The sequence below is a fragment of the Gordonibacter sp. RACS_AR68 genome (assembly GCF_030418485.1).
Taxonomy (GTDB): domain Bacteria; phylum Actinomycetota; class Coriobacteriia; order Coriobacteriales; family Eggerthellaceae; genus Gordonibacter; species Gordonibacter urolithinfaciens.
On the sequence record NZ_JAIPUP010000006.1, the window covers coordinates 93389 to 110276 of the forward strand.

Here is a 16888-nt window from a genome sequence, read left to right on the forward strand (position 1 = left end):
CGTCCCGTGAAGCATCCTGCGGCAAAGGGGGTGCGGTTTGCTGCACGATGCCGGGCAGGCGGCCTGGATGCCTGACGGGTCATCCGGGGCGATGTTCCGGATACACCGCCTTGCCCGACATCCCGTGCAACCGGACAGCGCCTTTGACGGGATGTGGTCCACGCGGCGAGCGGGGCCTGCAACTTTCTCGTGCACAGGCGGGCGTTGCCAACATTTTCATTGACCGCCCCACCCGCCCCGGCTAGAATAGATACCCGTGCATTGCAGAAGTGGGCCGTTAGCTCAGCTGGTAGAGCAGGGGACTTTTAATCCCAAGGTCGCGGGTTCGACTCCCTCACGGCCCACCATGAAAACACCAGGCCAGCCGGCAAACGGCTGGCCTTTGTATGTGAATGGGCCGGTTGCCCGCTTGCCCGCACCGCGAGACGTTGCCCAAATCCTTATGCCAAAGTATTGTGCAACAGCATCCTTGCACGTTAAGCTGGAGCCGAGCGCAAAGGCGCTTGAGATCGCGAACGATCCCGAAGGAGGCACCAATGAAAAGAATGCTCATGATGGCGCTGTGCGGAACGCTGGCTCTGTTCCTGTTCGGTTGCGGGGGGAGCCCTTCGAGCGGATCTGACGGCTCGTCGTCCGATGCGCCCCAACAGGAAGAGCAGAAGAAGCCGCTCGATCTGACCGGTGAATGGAAGCAGGTCAACTCCAAATCCGAGGACAGCTACCAAGAGGCCACCATACAGGACAACGTAATCGAGATCAACTGGGTGAGCGATGGCGGGGATACGAAGTCGCTCTACTGGTCGGGCACGTACGAGGCGCCGACCGAGGCGACGGAGAACTATACGTGGGATTCCGTCAACGATACCTCCAAGACTGCGAACGCCCTGCTCGCATCGGGAGACGAGACCAAGACGTTCACCTATGAGAACGGCGTCCTCAGCTACGAGGCGTCGGCCCTGGGAACGACGACTACCGTGAAGATGGAGCGCCAATAGCCTTCGGGGCCCTTGCTACCGCGAGGGCCGCAGCTTGGCAATGGCCGGATAACCGGCCATTGCCAAGCCTTTGCTTAACAGGTAAAATCACCAAGCGCGCTTGTGACTTGCCGACGCTGGCTTATAGTAGCGGCGCGTGCCCGCCATCTGATCAGAGTTGCGGTGGGCGTTTCCGAGAGACTGGGCCATCGTCCAACGGCAGGACTCTGGTTTTTGGTACCAGCTATCCAGGTTCGAATCCTGGTGGCCCAGCCAGCTTTATCATTCAGTGCGAATCCAGATATCGAATACCTCGTAAGGCGGCATGTTGTTATGAGGCTGGCTCCCTCCTGAGGAAGACGTAGGGTAGTCTTGGGTATTCCTGTTGATATTGTTATAGGCTTCCAAGTTCCCTCCTGTTGTAACGGTGCTCGCAGAAATGGTTCCTTGCCAGTAACCAGGCGCAATGACAGCGTCCCAAACGTTTGGCTTATGGTCATGAGCAGGCGATTCAGCTAAACTTAACGTATGGACGGCTTCGCCTCCAACTGCTCCGTGCACGCGTGAGCCTGATCCAAGAATGAACCTGTCTTCCAGCTTGCGCCATCTGGTATCCGGCCAAAGGATATGAGGGTCCTCGCTTGCGGCGGTGATGAACGGCTGTCCCACGCGGGGCGGGGCGCTCTCGCCGCCTATCACGGAAATCGCGAGCCATTCGGTGCCGTTAACCAGCAGGATCACGCGATCACCCTTAAGAGGGTGGCAGCATTTCACCGCAGGCGTCGTTTCAGCCTGTCCGTCGGGGACGACTTGCAGCAGGCTTCCTGTGTTGTCGGCCACCGTCCCGTAGCGCATTTTCAGCGGCCTGCCAGGATCTTGGTTGGCCATGAGCAGGGCGATTTCGTAGGCATCCATGGCAAGCTGCCTACAGGCGGACTATTCTGGCCCTGAAGGCGCTGATGATGCCTCCGTTGCCCGCATAGTTGTCGGCCGTTCCGCCCGTGTCTGCCAAGTCGCGCATGTTCGGCAGGAATCCGCAGCCGACGTTTGCGACGGCGTACTCGATGGCGAGCCATCCGGTGGCTGCCGGATTCTGGGTTTCGTAATAGCAGCGGATGCCGGTAATGGGCGTTCCGTCGCCGGCGCAGCCGTGCTCCAAATCGCCGGTGTCGTAACCGCGCACGGCCGGAAGCCAACCGGACGCTTGCGTGCGCGCCTGGTACCAGCCCGGCATGTCCACCGCCAGGTACACGATGGGGGAACCGTCGCCGGCGTAGTCGTCACCCGAGCCCGAGGGGTCGAAGTGGTTCACCATTTCCGGAAGCCAGCCTTGGGCTTGTGAACAGGCACGGTAGCGAATGTCCGGTATCGTGCTGCTCTGGGTTCCCTGTGCGGGCGTGCCTCCTTCTCCGATGAAATGCAGGATGCCGTCCCAAGGGTAGTCGTAGTAGGGCCGCGTGTTCGACTCGTTTCCGGTTTGGTCGCCCTCCCGGCCGCCGATGATGCCGCCGTTCTCGTCGATGCTGAACTGCATGAGCATATCGGGAAAGGCCGATTTGCACAGCGCAGTGTGGCTTCGCTCGTTCAGGTAGATGTCGCCCCTTCGCGCGGTGTAGCTCATCGGCTTCCACTCGAAGTTGCCCGTGCCGCACAGGCGGGCACGCATGTTGCCGGTGTAGGTGGCGCCCCCGCAATCCACCCCGGCCGCCTCGTAGGCGCTGATGACGCCGGAGGAGCAATCGCGGTCGCCCCCGGCAAAGCGATAGGAGCGGCCATCGATCTCCAACGTTTCCAGCACGCCGTTGCCCCAGCGGTTCGATCCCTGGCTGTAGCCATGGCCTCCGTCGCCGTCGTGGGTCACTAGGTGCTCCATGATGCGCGCGGCCGCCTCGTTCGGCGCGGCCATGTCACTCGCCTCCTTTCGCGAGCGACGGGAGGCTTGACCCTCCGTCTACTTCGGGAAGGCCTCCGATGCTGGTCAGCAGGGAGACGATTGCGGCGAGCGCCGCGGCCGATGCGGCCAGGGGCCAGTCCACGGCGCCGAGCGCCGTCGAGGCCCCGATGATGCCGATGGCGGCTTGCGCAGCCGTCTTGGTGGCGCGGATGGCTGCGGCCCGCAGCCACTGTTTCGAATTATCGTTCATGCGTGCTCCTTAGAGTCCGAAATGGGTGAGTATGATCCCGGCGACGGCGCCGAGTGCGGCGGTCAGCGCATAGTTGGCGACCTGCTCCCAGCGCCTCGCCGGGATTGATTCGAGGGCGGCGAGGCGCGCGGCGTGGTCGTCGAGCGTCTCGTCGTATTTGTCCACGAGCACCGTGATGCGCTCGGTGAACCGCGAAAGCTCCTTGTTCGCGTCCTCAAGCTCAAGGACGCGCGCATCGAGTCTCAACAGATGCTGGTCGTGAGCACTGTGCTCGGAACACTTGTCCATGGGTAGGCTCTCCTTACGTCAAGCGATCCTTTTCCACATATGTACTACCAGATAGGGCGGCATACTGGATTCTTCGTAGGTTCTGTCCTGCCGGGATATCCCATCGGTCCAAGTTCCATCTGTCGATACTCCGCCTCCCGAGGTGTGAAGCACCCTGGAGCCCGTTGCCATTGAGCCATCGGTTATATACAAAGTTGTTTCCCCAGCGCCTTTCCCCAAGGTTTGCCAATGCGCATGGGTTTGGCTCCCGCCGGTTGTTCCCGCTGCGAGGGATCCGGAACTTAAGAGCATGCGATCTCGCACTTGCTCCCAAGCGGTTCCCGGCCAGCGGTCGTGCGGGTCGTCGTTGGAAAAAGTCACCCACACGTCGCCGACCTCGTAGCAGCATTCCCTTCCAATCGTCGCAACAGCCAGCCATTCGATGCCGCTTACCAGCAGTATCACGCGATTTCCCACGGTAGGGTGGCAGCATCGAACAGTCGGAATCGATTTCCTCTCCCCATCCGGAACGACCATCAAGGTATCTTGTTCGACGGACTCGACCGAGCCGAAACGTATTCGGAGGGATCCGTTGTCGCGGTAGGAGGCGAAGAGCTTGGCAATTTCATATACGTCCATAAGCGTGCTCCTGATGCAGTTCGATGCTATACGACATATGAAACCGAGAAGTTCCAATAAGTTCGATTCGGACCTACAGCGTACATACGGATGAGTCCGTCGGGTTCGATGTACGATGACTGGCCAACCGGATCGCCTCCCATGAAATTGAACGTGAAAGGAATGGTGTAATTCGGCCTGAATACCTCGTCGAGCCTCGTTACCTCGTGGTAGGCGCTTTCGCCCACGTCGTAATAGTTTCCAGAGACCCCGATTACCGTGACCGACCTGCCAACGCGTCTTGCTTTGATATCGATTTTCGAATCGCTTGCGTTCACGTAATAGATGTTCACCCACCCGGTGTCGTATTCAAGTTCTGCAATCTTCGCTTTCAGGTTCAATATTTCGCTTTTGTCGGGGACGTCCCCGCCCACTACGCTCACGGCGAGCCATTCGGTGCCGTTCACCAGCAGAACCACCCGGCTCCCTTCGACGGGAAGGCAGCACTTCACGGCGGGCACGGGGGAGTCCTGCCCGTCGGGGACCACCGAAAGCATCTCCCCGTCATGCGCCCCGACGACGGTGCCGTAGCGCATCCTCACCGGGCTGTCGGCATGCTGGTTCGCCATGAGCAGGGCAATGTCGAAAGCATCCATGGCCATCAGCTCCTCGGGAAGCGGCGGAAGCGCGTGGTGCACTCCATGCCGGGCTTCAGCTTCAAGGATTGGCGCACGGCCACGAGGTCGTCGCGGTGCACGCCGGCCTTGCGGTACGTGAAGGAGCAGACATCGCCCATTTCCAGCGGCACGAACGCGTGGGCTATCTCGAACCCTTCGACCATCGACGTCTTGGCGGCCAGCAGCGCCTCGGCTTTGGCCTGCAAGGCCTCCTGGCTGGTGATGTCCGAAACGGTTTCCTTGCGCACGATCTCGCGTCCGCGGACGACGGTGGAGAAGGCGCTTTGCGGATCGTCGTTCACGGCTTTGGCCGTCATCGAGCCGGCTTGCGCGTTCGAGCAGACGACCACCACCACGTTGGGGATGTCGAACGTGTCGTACTCACGCACCACGCCGCTGCGGAAGATGCACGCCCCGTCGTCCTCAAGGGTCAAGACGGGCAAACGCCGGGAGGGATCCTGGTAGGGCTGCATCAGCACCGTGCCGTAGCCGTCGCAGCCCGCGCTGGCGAATCCAGCGAAGTCAAGAAGCCAGTTCACCACGTCCAGCTTGCTCGTGTCCTTGTCGTCGAACACCGCCGGCGACCCGAGCGTTGCGGAGGACTCCGACGCCACGACCGGCAGCCCCGCATCGCGCACGATCTCCGCGGCCTTCTCGACCGACCGCGTGCCGGCCGGCACGACGAGCGGCTCGGCGAAGGCGGCCTCGGCCAGCACGTGCAGCACGCCGTACAGGTCGGCCGTACCCTCCTCGATGGCGCCCCGGTAGGTGCTCGACGGCGTGGATGCCAAATACGTTCCCTGGGCGATGCTCACGCGCTCTCCCGTGGGCGGGTAGTAGCTGTCCGAGTAGATGCGCACGAGGTCGCTGCCCAAGGCGGGCTCCATGAGGTAGTCGAGCGACCCCGAGGCCTTGATGGCGGTGGAGTCGTTCCGCTCGAGCGTGCCGCCGGTGATGCCTTCCAGCTCCTCTGTCTCCGTCCAGGTGCCCCAGCGCACCCGCACGAAGCGGAAGGAGTCCACGCGCCCGCTAGAGAACCAGTTCATCTGCCCTCACCTTCCTCGCCGTTACCTCTACGGACGACACCATACCGTTGGCGGCCGACGTCGCCGTCTTGCAGGCGGTATGCGCCGGCATCACGGAACCGCTCGGATAGCGCACGATCTTGATGCCGGTATCGGCCGCAAGCCGCTCGAACGCCTCCGCGCAGCAAGCCTCGTCGCTCCATCGGGCGGGCGCGTTGGCCGCGTTGCGCCACACGTCGCCCGACACGCCGCCCTCCACCGACTTGGCCGTGCCGAAGAACACCAGCGGGTCCTCTGCTCCCGCCGTGTCGATCACCTCGCTGTCGGTTGCTACCGACGTGCTCCATTCCACCTCCATGGCCACCTTCGCGACGTCGGCATAGCCGTGATCCCCGAAGTTGAAGAACACGGCGCCTCCCGAAGGAACGCGCGCGGATCGCTCGGTGCGCGCAGTGAGCCCGTTTGCGGTGTAGGCGACAGCGACGTAGCGAAGGTCGCCGTCGAGCGGGGGGTACAAGTCGGTCACGCCGGTGCCCGACGCCACGCTGTCGGCCAGGCACAGCAGCGTGCCGTCCGGCCGTGCGCGGAACAAGCCGAGCGAGGCCGTGCGCGGCACACCGGTCGCGGCTGCGCCCTCGAACACGGTAGCCGCCACGCTGCCGCGCACCGGGTCCACCTCCACCTGCAAGCCCGGCTCGGCCGGCTCCTCGTAGTCGGTCGAGAACGTGCGCGAGGCCGAAGCCGCCAGCCCGGACGTGGAGTACGCGGTGAGCGCGATGCGGAAGCTCCCGTGGTTTTCCGGCAGCAGCTCCGACGACGGGATGGAAAGCGAGGCGGCCGGCCCCTGCACGACGGTGCTCCACAGCTCGCGCTCCTGGGAGTCGGCGATGGAAAGGGCGGCGCGCTGCTGCGTGCCGGACTCGTCTGCATAGGTCCAGGCCACGCTCAAGGGCACGTCGTTCAGCACGGTCCCGTCGGCTGCCGGCGAGGAAATGGCCACGCTGGGAACCTGGCAGACCTTGAACGCCTGCACGGACGACCAAGGCCCGTAGTCGGCATGGGCGCCCTTCGTGCGCACGCGCCACGTAACGGTGGAGTTCTTCTCCCAGCTGTTGGCGACGGCCGTCTCCTGATCGCTCCCCGTCACCTGCACCGCCGTCCACGTCGTCCCGCCGTTCACGCTGTGCTGCAGCTGGGCCGCGCTCTGTTCCGAGCCGTCGATGGGGTTGTGCTTCCAGGAAAACGTCACGCTTGCCTGCGTCTTGGGCAGGGTCACGCCCGAGGCCGGCGCGACGAGGCTCGGCGCCGCCGGTGCCACGATGGTCACCACCTTGTTGGAGGCGGCCGACCAATCGGAGGCGAGCGATGCACGGGTGTTGCGCGCGCGGTAGTAGAACGTGCCTCCACCGGGCTCGTCCTCCGCCTCGGTAACGGGGGAGCCGGGAACGGTCTTCACGGCTGCCCAGCCGTCCGCGCCGCTGACCGAGCGCTGGAGCTCCAGCGCCGTGGCGGTGAGAGCGGGGTTGTCGATGGCGAGCGACACGGTGTTCGCGGCCGACCTCGAGGCAGTGATGCCGCGGGGTGTCGCCGGGGTGTTGTACGTGGTGCCGCTCGTCGCGTAGGCGCTGAAGCCGGCGGCGTTCTGGGCGCGCACGCGATAGGCATAGGCGTGGTTCGCCGCGGTCGAGGCGTCGGCGTACGAGGTTGCGGCGCCCGAGATGCTGGCAATCTGGGACCAGCTGCCCCCGTCGATCGCCCGCTCCACCTTGATGGAATCGTAGGGGTGGGTGGCGTCGCCGTGGTTCGCCCAGGCCACCACGTTGCGGCTGTCGTCTTGCCGGGTGTTCGTCACGCCCGTCACCGCGGGCGGCGCGTACACCGGCCGCGCGGGCACGGTGACGGTGGCGTAGACCTCGGCGCTTCCGGCCCAGGCTCCGTAGCCGTTCACCGTCTCGCCCCACGCCTTGCCCCAGCAGGTCACGTTGTAGGCGGAAGCCTCGCGTGCGAAGGGCCCGTAGGTGTGCTGGCCCTGCGCCACCCAGTCGCCTGCGTTCAGCACGCCGCGGCCCGCCTCGTTCCATTCGGCGCCGCGGTTGCCGGCGGCCGCGTGGCCGTCCTGCGTCACCACGCCGTACTGGTAGGCCGCCTCCCAGGTGCCCGCATTGCCCGACTTGGCCAATGCGTTGACGGTGATGTACACCTCGGTGTCGCTCGACGAGCTGATCCAGGCGTCCACGCCCACGGCCATGGCGCGGCTGTCGCCGTAAGGCTTGCTCCATCCCGACCAGGTTGCCATGCTATATCGCCCCCATTCTCATCTGTCGGCGGACGCCGTTCCAAAGCGTGCCCGCTGCCTTCGATGCGGCAGGGTCGCCTGAAAGGTCCACCTTCTCGATCGTGTAGTAGTTGTTCGTGGTCGGCCCGCCCGCAGGCGCCACGGCGAAGGCGGCAGCGAAGCCGAACCCTCCGAGCGACCCCGCCGAGAGCTTCTGCACGTTGAAGCCCAACGGCACCTCGATGGCCGGAAGGTCGGCCTTGGCCGCATCGACCACGTCGCCGGCCAGCGCCTTCATGGCGCCCACCGCCTCGCCCGCCTTGGCCGCGATACCGTCGGCGAAGCCCTCCGAAACGTACCCGCCGATAGAGCGGAAGACCCTAGAAGGGGAGTGGATGCCCAGAAGCGATTTAGCCCACCCGATGGCATCGTTGATAACACCTCCGATGGCATCGATGACGCTGCGGGCCGCATTTCCAATGCCGTCGACGATACCGCGCACGAGGTTCTCGCCTGCGGCCATCATGTCATTGGCGAACTCTCCTACCTTTGCTGCGCCAGCTAAGACCAATTCGCCAAGTGCGTTTTTCAGGTCCTCAAGCACCTTCGGAACAGCGTCGGCGATCTTGCGGAACAGCTCCTTAGCCGCATTTCCCATGTTCTCCAAAAAGGTGGGCAGATGATCGATGCCTGCTTGGATAAGCGCCCCTATTGCAGGTATGAGTGCCTCGAGGATCTGGGGAACCGCCTGCGCAATGGCAAGGAAAAGCTGCACGGCGGCGAAAAGGATCAGGGGGAAGAGCGTTGGAAGCATGTCGCACACTGCTTGGATCACCGTCGGGATGGCCTCGACGAGGGCAGGGATAACGAGCGGCAGCGCTTCTACGAAAGCGGTGAACAATTGCACGGCACCCTCGATGAGCTGTGGCAAGAAGGTAACGAGCATTTCGATGAAGCCCGCGATGAAATCGGGGAGCTGCTCAAGAAGCAGCGGCAATACCTCTATGAGCGCCTGTCCAAGCGCCATGAAGAATTGAAGGCCCGCCTCAAGCAGTGTCGGCATGCTCTCGATCAGGGCAGTGCAGATGCCTTCGATGAACGCCGGCAGCTGCTCGACGAGCAAGGGCACGACTTCGGCAAGGCTCTCAACCAGCCCTGCAAAAAGCTCGACTCCAGCAGCTACCAATACGGGGGTCAGCTCGACGAGCGCCTCGGCCATTGGGGCAGCTATGCTGGCTATTCCCTCCACAAGCTGGGGAATGATCTCGGGAAGGACAGTAACCACCTGGTTGAAAGCGCTGACGAGGGCATCGATAAGTCCTGGCGCAGCATCTGCAACCTGGGCTGCGAATGCGGGCAGGACGGCGGTTGCTTGCGAGGCCAATAAGGGTAGCGAGGCGGTAAGCGTGCCCATGTTGGCGATTACGTCGCTCGCCATTTTCTGGATTCCATCGTTTCCCTGCAAAGCGGACGTACCGAGCGAGAGTAGTTCTGTCGAGGCAGCTTTAACGGTGCCGGCTGCTTTCCCCAAACCCTTCGCCATAGCGCTTGCGGTTTTGCCTATGCTGTCGAACGCGGACGACGCTTTGCTTCCATCGTTGGTTGTTTTGACGAAGGCGCCGTTTGCCGTTTCGAGTGATTTCGATGCTGCGTCTCCAATTTCTCCAAAGGAGGAGATGATCCGCGAAGCAGCATTACCGACGGCATCCACGGCGCCGGCAACGCCATTAAGTGCGGCAAAGGCTGCTGCGAGGGCTTCGATCTGCCGATTTGTGGTGGTGGCGATGGACGCGAGGGCTGCCTCGTAACGGGATGCGTTAATGGTTACTCCGATGGCAACGTTAATGTCCGACATGGGACGCCCCCTTTCCGGTGGTTTCTAGAGAGGCTTTTGGCTCCACTCGCTTCGTTTGCGAGAATTTCGCTATGCGTTCGGGCGGGTGCCCTCGTTTTTTGCGCGCAGTATTCAAGGCTCGGCTCCTTTCCAACTTGAATCTCTTTCGGTTCAGTTCTGGCTTGCTTTGCGCGGCTGTCACCCCTCCAGCGCCCACCGGTACCTTAGGCGGGTTAACTGCAGGGCCTCCTCCTCGGTGCGGGCGGGGAGCATGAGGGCGGCCTTGCGCTTCATGAGGCTCTCCACCGCCTCGCGGCCCATCTTCTTCTCGTCGGGCACGGTGCCGCGCACGCTCACGGCCTGCATGGTGAGCGACGACTCGCTCAGGTTGCGCAGCAGCGACCAGAAGCGCCACCAGTGCAGCCGCAAGCCGCGGTCGGTCAGATCGAGGCCGTATTCACGCTGGAAGTCGGCGGCCACGCGCCCGGCGTCCCAATCCCAGTCGAACACCCGCGTGCCGGCGGCAGGCCGCGTGCCGGGAACCTCGGGCGGCCTCGGCTCGTTCAGGTTGAAGAACGCCAGAGCGGCCTCCACTCCCAGCTGCGGGTTCTCGGCCACGGCGTCGGGGAGGGCGAGCCTCCCCGTGCGGCCGTCATGGCGTCCAAAGTAAAGGAACAGCAGTGCGCGGGCCTTCTCCTCTTCGCCGACGAAGGGGTCGTCGGCGAGGCGCATGGCTTGGATGCCGGTACGGTGGGACGTGTTGAGAGGGACGTATGCGTCGCCGACCGGCACGGCCGACGGCGCCCGCTCGAGCAGGATGTTCGGCTCCATGGCCCTATGCTTCGGCGTCGTGCCAGTCCAGGTCGGGCAGGTATTTGCCCAGCGTGGCCTTGAACGAGGCGTCAACGCGGCTCTTCGCGATCTCGGCGTACAGGTAGGCGAACAGCTCCAGGCCGTCGATGAAGTCGAACGGGCGGTTCTCGAACACCTGCTCGAACTGCTCTTCGCCGAGCAGCGCCATCAGATAGTTGCGCACGTCGGCGGAGAGCGCGTTCAGGCGCCCCTCGCTCAATCCCCGGTAATCGGTGCCGGCGAGCTTGTCGCTCCAATGCTCCACCTTGTCCAGCATGTCCGCATCGCCCATGTTGATGACGTAGGGCTTGCCGCCTATCTCCACGGTAACGGTATGGCTCGAAAACTCGAATCCCACAAGATCCTCCTTCGTCAGTCGGGCGGCCGCGGCTGGGCGGCCGCCCGTTGCATTCGTCTGGTCGTGCTGCCGCGCTACGCCTGGGCCGGTGCGCTGCCGGCTGCGAAGGCCTTGGTCGAGGGGTTCCACGTGCCCTCGGTCCAACCGTCGTCGGCCATGTTCAGCGTGCCGCCCGTCACCACCGGCTGGCCGCCGTTGGCGTTGCTGGGGTCGGCGGGGTTGAACAGGAAGGAGGCCATGTCGGCGGTCTGCGCCGCGGCCGTGCCCAGCCACGTGAACACGCGGCACACCTCGCATGCCACGTCGGTCTCGTTGCGGTGCTCCATGACCCATGCCTCCAGGGCGCCGTTCTTCACCGTGTCCTTCGTCCAGTTGATCGAGCAGGTGCGTCCCTGCACGAACACGGGGGAGACCTTGCGGTCGAGCCAGGCGGGCTCGTAGGTCTTGGGCTCGGCGCTGGGCTCCCACGTCAGAAGCTCCGTCACCTTCGTCCAGGCCGCTGCCTCGCCCGTGCCCGTGTTGATGTAGTATTCCAGCTCGTTGCCCCAGATGGGTGCGGCGTTCTCGCTCATAGTTCAGTTCCTTTCATCGGTTTGTCTGGTACTTCAAGGTCAGTTCCGCTTTCCAGTCGGCATAGTCGGCCGCCGACTCGGCGCGGTAGGGCAGCGTGTCCAAGGACATGCCCCAAGCTGTGCGGCCCTCGCCCAGCTCGACGCCCGCCTCTACGAGCAACGAGGCGGTGCGCTCAAGCAGGGCGCGGGCGTCGAGCCGATCCTGGTCCTCCAGGGCCTGCCGGCGCAGTAGCAGGGCGAAGCGGTAGTTCGCCACGCGGCCTCCGTCCAGGTAGCGGCGCTCCACGGGAGTGCCGTCCAGGGTTTGCATCGTGATGCAGGGGAGCCCCTGGGCATCCGTGGGCGTTTGCTCGTAGGTGCAGGAAGCCACGCCGGGATCGCTTTCGACGATCGTCTTCAACACGTCGAACACGCAGGCGGCGACATCGGCCTGGGCCGTGCGGAAGTCCGTCAATCCAGTCACCTCCTTTCCGGGGGTAGAGCGTTTTCGCTTGTTGCGCGCTCGCCGGGTAGGCGCTCGCGGTGGCCCTAGGATGCCGGAGGTGTCACCCGTTTTGCCGGCCCGCTTTCCGGGGGTTCGTCCCGGTCTTCTCGCGCATGCGCCTCAAGCGGGTCTTGGCGGCGTCGTAGCGCAGCTTGAGCACGCGGTACTCCCATTCCTCCATTTCCGCGAGGTAGCGCGCTTCCTCCATGCGCGGCCTGCCGTCCGGCGCGGTGGAGACGAGCCGCTTGACGGGGTGGGGCGGCAGGCGCTTGGTCTGGCGCTCGGCCTCCGTCTTCTCGTAGACGGCGCGCGCCGAGGGCGGCATGGCGGCAAGGGCCTCGGAGCAGGCTCGCTCGCGCCCCCGCAGCTGCTCGCGCATCGTGCAGATGCGGCACCATCCGGTGCGGCCGTTCAAGCGGGTTCTCCACGTGGCGCAATGGTCGCACCAGACGAAGGACGCCTCGACACACCGTATGTCGAGCCCGAGACGCCCCGCGGCCTCCTCGATCGAGGCCTCCGTGCGACCGAGCGCCCGGCCTAGGTCCTCGAGGGAGAGGAGTCCCGCGGCGTTTACCAGGTAAACCTCCTCGCTCTCGGTCCAGGGCCGCACCGCGTCCCCCTGCCCGCCGGCGGCTGCCTTCACGTTCATGCGCAGTCCTTTCTGCTGGTCAGATAATGAAAGGGGCACGACGTTGAGCGTATGAATTATAGTTGCGTGCTGTGGAAACTATAATTAAACATATACTAAAAGTAAAGTTAAAATATTGTAGAATATAGTCGAAAGGAACCCTGCAGAAGGAAGTGGACGTCATGGCACTGGGCAGCAACATAAAGCGCTTGCGGATCGAGCACGGTTTGACGCAGGAGGAGCTGGGGAGGGTCGCCGGCGTCTCCCCGATGGCCGTCTCCCAGTGGGAGAACGGCCGCGCCGTCCCGCGCATGGGCGCGATGCAGCGCATGGCCGACCATTTCGGCATCAGCAAGAGCTCCCTCATCGACGGCGATGAGGGCGGCTCCGTGGCGGGCTCTATCCATTACGAGGTAACCTCGCTCACCGCCCCCGTGTACGGACGGATATCAGCTGGCGATGCGCTCGAGATGCTCCCGGTGAGCGAGGAGGCCTACGTCATCCCGCCTGTCGCCGAGAGCCACCCGGACGGCTTCTTCCTCACGGTGTCGGGCGACTCCATGGACAAGATCATGCCGAACGGCTCGCTCGTCTACTTCGACAAGAGCGCCGAGGTGCGCAGCGGCGATATCGTGGCCGTCACGGTGAACGGCGACGACGCCACCATGAAGCGCATCTTCTTCGCTGGCGACACCATCGTGCTCCACCCCGAGAGCAACAACCCCTCGCATCGCGACCGCTCGATCGACGCGAGCGACCCGGACGCGCCCCAGGTGAGGATCCTCGGCAAGGCCGTGTGGCACTACCTGGTGAACGACGAGCGGCTGTAGGAAGGCGTCTCTGCAAAACCGGCTGCGCGCGCCGGCTGTCTGCTTCGCAGGCGGCACGGCGAGGCCGTCGCCTGCGGTGCGCCTTCTCGCCAGCTGCCATTTGGCGCCGTCCGTTCGCGACCGCGCCTGCCAACGGACGGCGCGTGGTCTTTTCCGCACGTTCGCTTGACCCCACGGCGGAAACCCTTACAATAGTGCCATCGACAACGGCGTCGCCCCGCGGCCCGTTTCCCCCAAGCCGACAAGGCGGCTGCGCTTGGCGCGAATACCTGGCGGTCCCGTTTCTCCGGCGAGGACCGCGCGGCATCGAACCGCACGCCTGGCAAGCAGGTGACTTCGAACCAGCGGGTTTGTTGGTGTTGTGCGCTCGTTTATTTTCTTCTCCCTTTCCCCGAAACTTTTGGTATCATCTATGGTTGCTGTTTAGTGACGATTTGCTTGAAGGAGCACTTTTGACCAAAGAAGATGTTATCGAGCTCGAGGGGACCGTCCTGGAGGCGTTGCCGAACGCTATGTTTAGGGTGGAGCTCGAAAATGGCCACAAGATATTGGCCCATATCTCCGGCAAGATGCGTATGCACTACATCAAGATCCTCCCGGGGGACAAGGTGACGGTGGAACTGTCCGTCTACGACTTGAACCGCGGGCGCATCACGTACCGCTTCAAGTAAGCGCGCGAATCTGCACGGCCTGTGAACCAGGTGTGCGCATTTTGTGTGCCATGCGGCACACGGCAAGCACGAAAACAACCGCCTGCGGCTGGGCGTATGTATAGATTAAGGTACACATAAACCGAAAGGAATTGATTATGAAGGTACGTCCTTCGGTCAAGAAAATGTGCGACAAATGCAAGATCATCCGACGCCATGGCAAGGTGCTCGTCATCTGCGAGAACCCGCGCCACAAGCAGCGTCAGGGCTAGGAAAGAGGAGAATCATCTATGGCTCGTCTTGTTGGTGTCGACCTTCCTCGCGACAAGCGCGTTGAAATCGGCTTGACCTACATCTACGGCATCGGTCTGACCACCTCCAAAAAGATCCTCGCCGAAACCGGCGTGGATCCCGACGTCCGCATCAAGGACCTCACGGAGGACGATCTGACCAAGCTGCGCGACTACATCCAGGAGAACATCAAGGTGGAGGGCGACCTGCACCGCGAGGTTTCCCAGAACGTCAAGCGCCTCATGGAGATCGGTTGCTATCGTGGCCTGCGCCATCGTCGCGGCCTGCCCGTTCGCGGACAGCGCACGCACACGAACGCGCGTACCCGCAAGGGTCCTCGTAAGCAAATCGGCGGAAAGAAGAAGTGAGGTAGCTTAAGTGGCAGCAAAGAAAAACGTGCGCACGCGCATCAAGCGTTCCGAGCGTAAGAACATCGCCGTGGGCGCCGCGCACATCAAGTCTACGTTCAACAACACCATTGTGAGCATCACCGATCCCCAGGGCAATGTGATCTCCTGGCAGTCCGCCGGCACGGTTGGCTTCAAGGGCTCCCGCAAGTCCACGCCGTTCGCTGCGCAGATGGCCGCCGAGGCCGCCGCGAAGACGGCCATGGAGCATGGCCTGCGCAAGGTGGCGGTGTTCGTCAAGGGCCCGGGTTCGGGTCGCGAGACGGCCATCCGCTCGCTGCAGGCCGCCGGCCTGGAAGTCTCCAGCATTCAGGATTGCACACCCATTCCGCACAACGGTTGCCGTCCGCGCAAGCGTCGTCGCGTGTAACTGAAAGGATCGAAGTATTATGGCTCGTTATACTGGAGCGGACTGCCGTTTGTGCCGTCGTGAAGGTGCGAAGCTCTTCCTGAAGGGCGACCGCTGCTACACGGACAAGTGCGCGATCGAGCGCCGCAACTACGCGCCCGGCGAGGCCGGCAAGAAGCGTATCAAGGAAAGCGAATACCGTCTGCAGCTGCGTGAGAAGCAGAAGACCAAGCGTATCTACGGCGTTCTGGAGAAGCAGTTCCATCACTACTACGAGATCGCCGGCCGCCAGCAGGGCGTCACGGGCGAGAACCTGCTGCGCATCCTCGAGAGCCGCCTGGACAACGTGGTGTACCGCCTTGGCTTCGCGAAGTCGCGCGCCGAGGCCCGTCAGCAGGTGCGTCACGGCCACATCACCGTGAACGGCCGCCGCGTGGACATCCCGTCGTTCCGCGTGAAGGCGGGCGACCTGGTGGCCGTGGCCCCCAAGGCCAAGGACCTGCTGGTCATCAAGAGCGCGCTCATCTCCAACGAGCGCGTGCAGGTGCCGGCCTGGCTCGAGGTTGACATCGAGAAACTGCAAGGCAACGTGCTTGCTCTCCCGCAACGCGATCAAATCGATCTGGACATTCGCGAACAGCTCATCGTCGAACTTTACTCGAAATAATCGCGGCATAGTAAGGAGGCTTACACAACATGACAGAGTTCATGAGGCCTACGGTAACAACGGAAGAAGTCAACGAAACTGTCGCGCGTTTCGTCGTGGAACCGCTCGAGCGTGGCTACGGCTACACCTTGGGCAACTGCATGCGCCGCGTGCTGCTCTCGTCGCTGGACGGGGCGAAAGCCACCGCCATCCAGATCGAGGGCGTGCAGCATGAGTTCACGACGGCCGAGGGCGTCATCGAGGACATCACGGACATCGTCTTGAACGTGAAGGGCCTCGTGTTCTCGGCACTCAACGAGGATATCGAGGAGGCCACGGCCCATGTGTCCGCCGAGGGCCCCTGCACGGTGACGGGTGCCGACCTGGACATCCCCACCGAGTTCACGCTGGTGAACCCCGAGCACGTCATTGCCACGGTTGCCGACGGCGGCCAGCTGGACATGACGATCCGCATCGGGGTGGGTCGCGGCTACGTGTCCGCGGAGCGCAACAAGCGCACCGAGGACCCCATCGGCGTCATCCACGTTGACTCGTTGTTCTCGCCGGTCCGCCGGTGCACGCTGAACGTCACCGACACCCGTGTGGGTCAGCGCACCGACTACGACAAGCTCGTGCTGGAGGTTGAGACCGACGGCTCCATCGCGCCCTCCGAGGCCGTGTGCCGTGCCGCCAACATCATCAATCAGTACATGGGGGCGTTTTTGGGCCTGTCCGACATCGTGGACGAGGAGGAAGGCGAGGTTCCTTCCATCTTCGCGCCCGAGGGGCAGGAGTCCAATGCCGAGCTGGACAAGCAGATCGAGGACCTGGACCTTTCCGTCCGCTCCTACAACTGCCTGAAGCGCGCCGGCATCCATTCCGTCCGCCAGCTCGTCGAGTTCTCCGAAAACGACTTGCTGAACATTAGGAACTTTGGTGCGAAGTCCATCGAGGAAGTGAAGGACAAGCTCATTTCCATGGACCTCAATTTGAAGCTTTAGGAGATA

The 16888-nt window shown here is 63.3% G+C and carries 22 protein-coding genes and 2 tRNA genes; 10 read left to right on the forward strand and 14 right to left on the reverse strand.

Going from position 1 to position 16888, the window contains the following annotated elements:
• The first annotated feature begins 271 nt into the window (after positions 1-271).
• From K9U15_RS12290 to K9U15_RS12300, 3 genes are all read left to right on the forward strand, one after another.
• Positions 272-347, forward strand: a tRNA-Lys gene (locus K9U15_RS12290).
• A 189-nt stretch (positions 348-536) separates the two neighbouring features.
• Positions 537-995, forward strand: a complete 459-nt coding sequence (locus K9U15_RS12295) for a hypothetical protein (RefSeq protein WP_301156239.1) — start codon at positions 537-539, stop codon at positions 993-995.
• Between the two features lie 181 nt (positions 996-1176).
• Positions 1177-1250: transfer RNA gene (locus tag K9U15_RS12300), tRNA-Gln, on the forward strand.
• 6 nt (positions 1251-1256) lie between these two features.
• Here the strand turns inward: K9U15_RS12300 and K9U15_RS12305 are convergent.
• From K9U15_RS12305 to K9U15_RS12370, 14 genes are all read right to left on the reverse strand, one after another.
• Complete coding sequence (locus K9U15_RS12305; RefSeq protein ID WP_301156240.1) at positions 1257-1889, reverse strand: hypothetical protein; 633 nt, start codon at positions 1887-1889, stop codon at positions 1257-1259.
• 10 nt (positions 1890-1899) lie between these two features.
• Positions 1900-2880: a hypothetical protein gene (locus tag K9U15_RS12310; protein WP_301156241.1), complete on the reverse strand. Its 981-nt coding sequence runs from the start codon at positions 2878-2880 to the stop codon at positions 1900-1902.
• A 1-nt stretch (position 2881) separates the two neighbouring features.
• Positions 2882-3118 carry a holin gene (locus tag K9U15_RS12315; protein ID WP_301156242.1) on the reverse strand — a complete coding sequence of 79 codons (237 nt, stop codon included), beginning with the start codon at positions 3116-3118 and terminating at the stop codon, positions 2882-2884.
• Between the two features lie 9 nt (positions 3119-3127).
• Positions 3128-3406 carry a hypothetical protein gene (locus K9U15_RS12320; protein WP_301156243.1) on the reverse strand — a complete coding sequence of 93 codons (279 nt, stop codon included), beginning with the start codon at positions 3404-3406 and terminating at the stop codon, positions 3128-3130.
• An 18-nt stretch (positions 3407-3424) separates the two neighbouring features.
• Positions 3425-4024: a hypothetical protein gene (locus K9U15_RS12325; RefSeq protein WP_301156244.1), complete on the reverse strand. Its 600-nt coding sequence runs from the start codon at positions 4022-4024 to the stop codon at positions 3425-3427.
• A 26-nt stretch (positions 4025-4050) separates the two neighbouring features.
• Positions 4051-4659 carry a hypothetical protein gene (locus K9U15_RS12330; protein WP_301156245.1) on the reverse strand — a complete coding sequence of 203 codons (609 nt, stop codon included), beginning with the start codon at positions 4657-4659 and terminating at the stop codon, positions 4051-4053.
• 5 nt (positions 4660-4664) lie between these two features.
• Positions 4665-5726: a hypothetical protein gene (locus tag K9U15_RS12335; RefSeq protein ID WP_301156246.1), complete on the reverse strand. Its 1062-nt coding sequence runs from the start codon at positions 5724-5726 to the stop codon at positions 4665-4667.
• Positions 5710-8001, reverse strand: a complete 2292-nt coding sequence (locus tag K9U15_RS12340) for a hypothetical protein (RefSeq protein WP_301156247.1) — start codon at positions 7999-8001, stop codon at positions 5710-5712. Before K9U15_RS12340 ends, K9U15_RS12335 begins: the two co-directional genes overlap by 17 nt.
• Before the next feature lies 1 nt (position 8002).
• On the reverse strand, positions 8003-9835 hold the full coding sequence (locus K9U15_RS12345) for a hypothetical protein (protein ID WP_301156248.1): 1833 nt from the start codon (positions 9833-9835) through the stop codon (positions 8003-8005).
• Between the two features lie 177 nt (positions 9836-10012).
• A complete protein-coding gene (locus K9U15_RS12350; protein WP_301156249.1) occupies positions 10013-10645 on the reverse strand; it encodes a Gp15 family bacteriophage protein in 633 nt (210 codons plus the stop codon).
• A gap of 4 nt (positions 10646-10649) precedes the next feature.
• Positions 10650-11024, reverse strand: coding sequence for a hypothetical protein (locus K9U15_RS12355; RefSeq protein ID WP_278806313.1), 375 nt, complete (start codon positions 11022-11024; stop codon positions 10650-10652).
• A gap of 74 nt (positions 11025-11098) precedes the next feature.
• Positions 11099-11596, reverse strand: coding sequence for a hypothetical protein (locus tag K9U15_RS12360; protein WP_278852167.1), 498 nt, complete (start codon positions 11594-11596; stop codon positions 11099-11101).
• Between the two features lie 13 nt (positions 11597-11609).
• Positions 11610-12059, reverse strand: coding sequence for a hypothetical protein (locus tag K9U15_RS12365; RefSeq protein WP_301156250.1), 450 nt, complete (start codon positions 12057-12059; stop codon positions 11610-11612).
• Positions 12060-12141: 82 nt separating this feature from the next.
• Positions 12142-12729 carry a hypothetical protein gene (locus tag K9U15_RS12370; RefSeq protein ID WP_301156251.1) on the reverse strand — a complete coding sequence of 196 codons (588 nt, stop codon included), beginning with the start codon at positions 12727-12729 and terminating at the stop codon, positions 12142-12144.
• Positions 12730-12890: 161 nt separating this feature from the next.
• Here K9U15_RS12370 and K9U15_RS12375 point away from each other — a divergent pair, with 161 nt between their 5' ends.
• The 7 genes from K9U15_RS12375 to K9U15_RS12405 all read left to right on the forward strand — a co-directional run bounded on the left by K9U15_RS12375 (position 12891) and on the right by K9U15_RS12405 (position 16882).
• The gene (locus K9U15_RS12375) at positions 12891-13538 is read left to right on the forward strand and encodes a LexA family transcriptional regulator (protein ID WP_301156252.1); all 648 of its coding nucleotides are present in this window, start codon (positions 12891-12893) and stop codon (positions 13536-13538) included.
• A gap of 452 nt (positions 13539-13990) precedes the next feature.
• Positions 13991-14209: a translation initiation factor IF-1 gene (gene infA / locus K9U15_RS12380; RefSeq protein WP_009306918.1), complete on the forward strand. Its 219-nt coding sequence runs from the start codon at positions 13991-13993 to the stop codon at positions 14207-14209.
• A gap of 137 nt (positions 14210-14346) precedes the next feature.
• Entirely contained in the window at positions 14347-14460 is a 114-nt protein-coding gene (gene rpmJ, locus K9U15_RS12385) for a 50S ribosomal protein L36 (protein ID WP_006363204.1), read from the forward strand.
• Positions 14461-14478: 18 nt separating this feature from the next.
• Complete coding sequence (gene rpsM, locus K9U15_RS12390) at positions 14479-14847, forward strand: 30S ribosomal protein S13 (RefSeq protein ID WP_041239254.1); 369 nt, start codon at positions 14479-14481, stop codon at positions 14845-14847.
• 10 nt (positions 14848-14857) lie between these two features.
• Entirely contained in the window at positions 14858-15256 is a 399-nt protein-coding gene (gene rpsK, locus K9U15_RS12395) for a 30S ribosomal protein S11 (protein ID WP_041239256.1), read from the forward strand.
• A 19-nt stretch (positions 15257-15275) separates the two neighbouring features.
• The gene (gene rpsD / locus K9U15_RS12400; protein WP_041239257.1) at positions 15276-15902 is read left to right on the forward strand and encodes a 30S ribosomal protein S4; all 627 of its coding nucleotides are present in this window, start codon (positions 15276-15278) and stop codon (positions 15900-15902) included.
• Positions 15903-15931: 29 nt separating this feature from the next.
• Positions 15932-16882, forward strand: coding sequence for a DNA-directed RNA polymerase subunit alpha (locus K9U15_RS12405; RefSeq protein WP_041239258.1), 951 nt, complete (start codon positions 15932-15934; stop codon positions 16880-16882).
• The last annotated feature ends 6 nt before the right edge of the window (positions 16883-16888 follow it).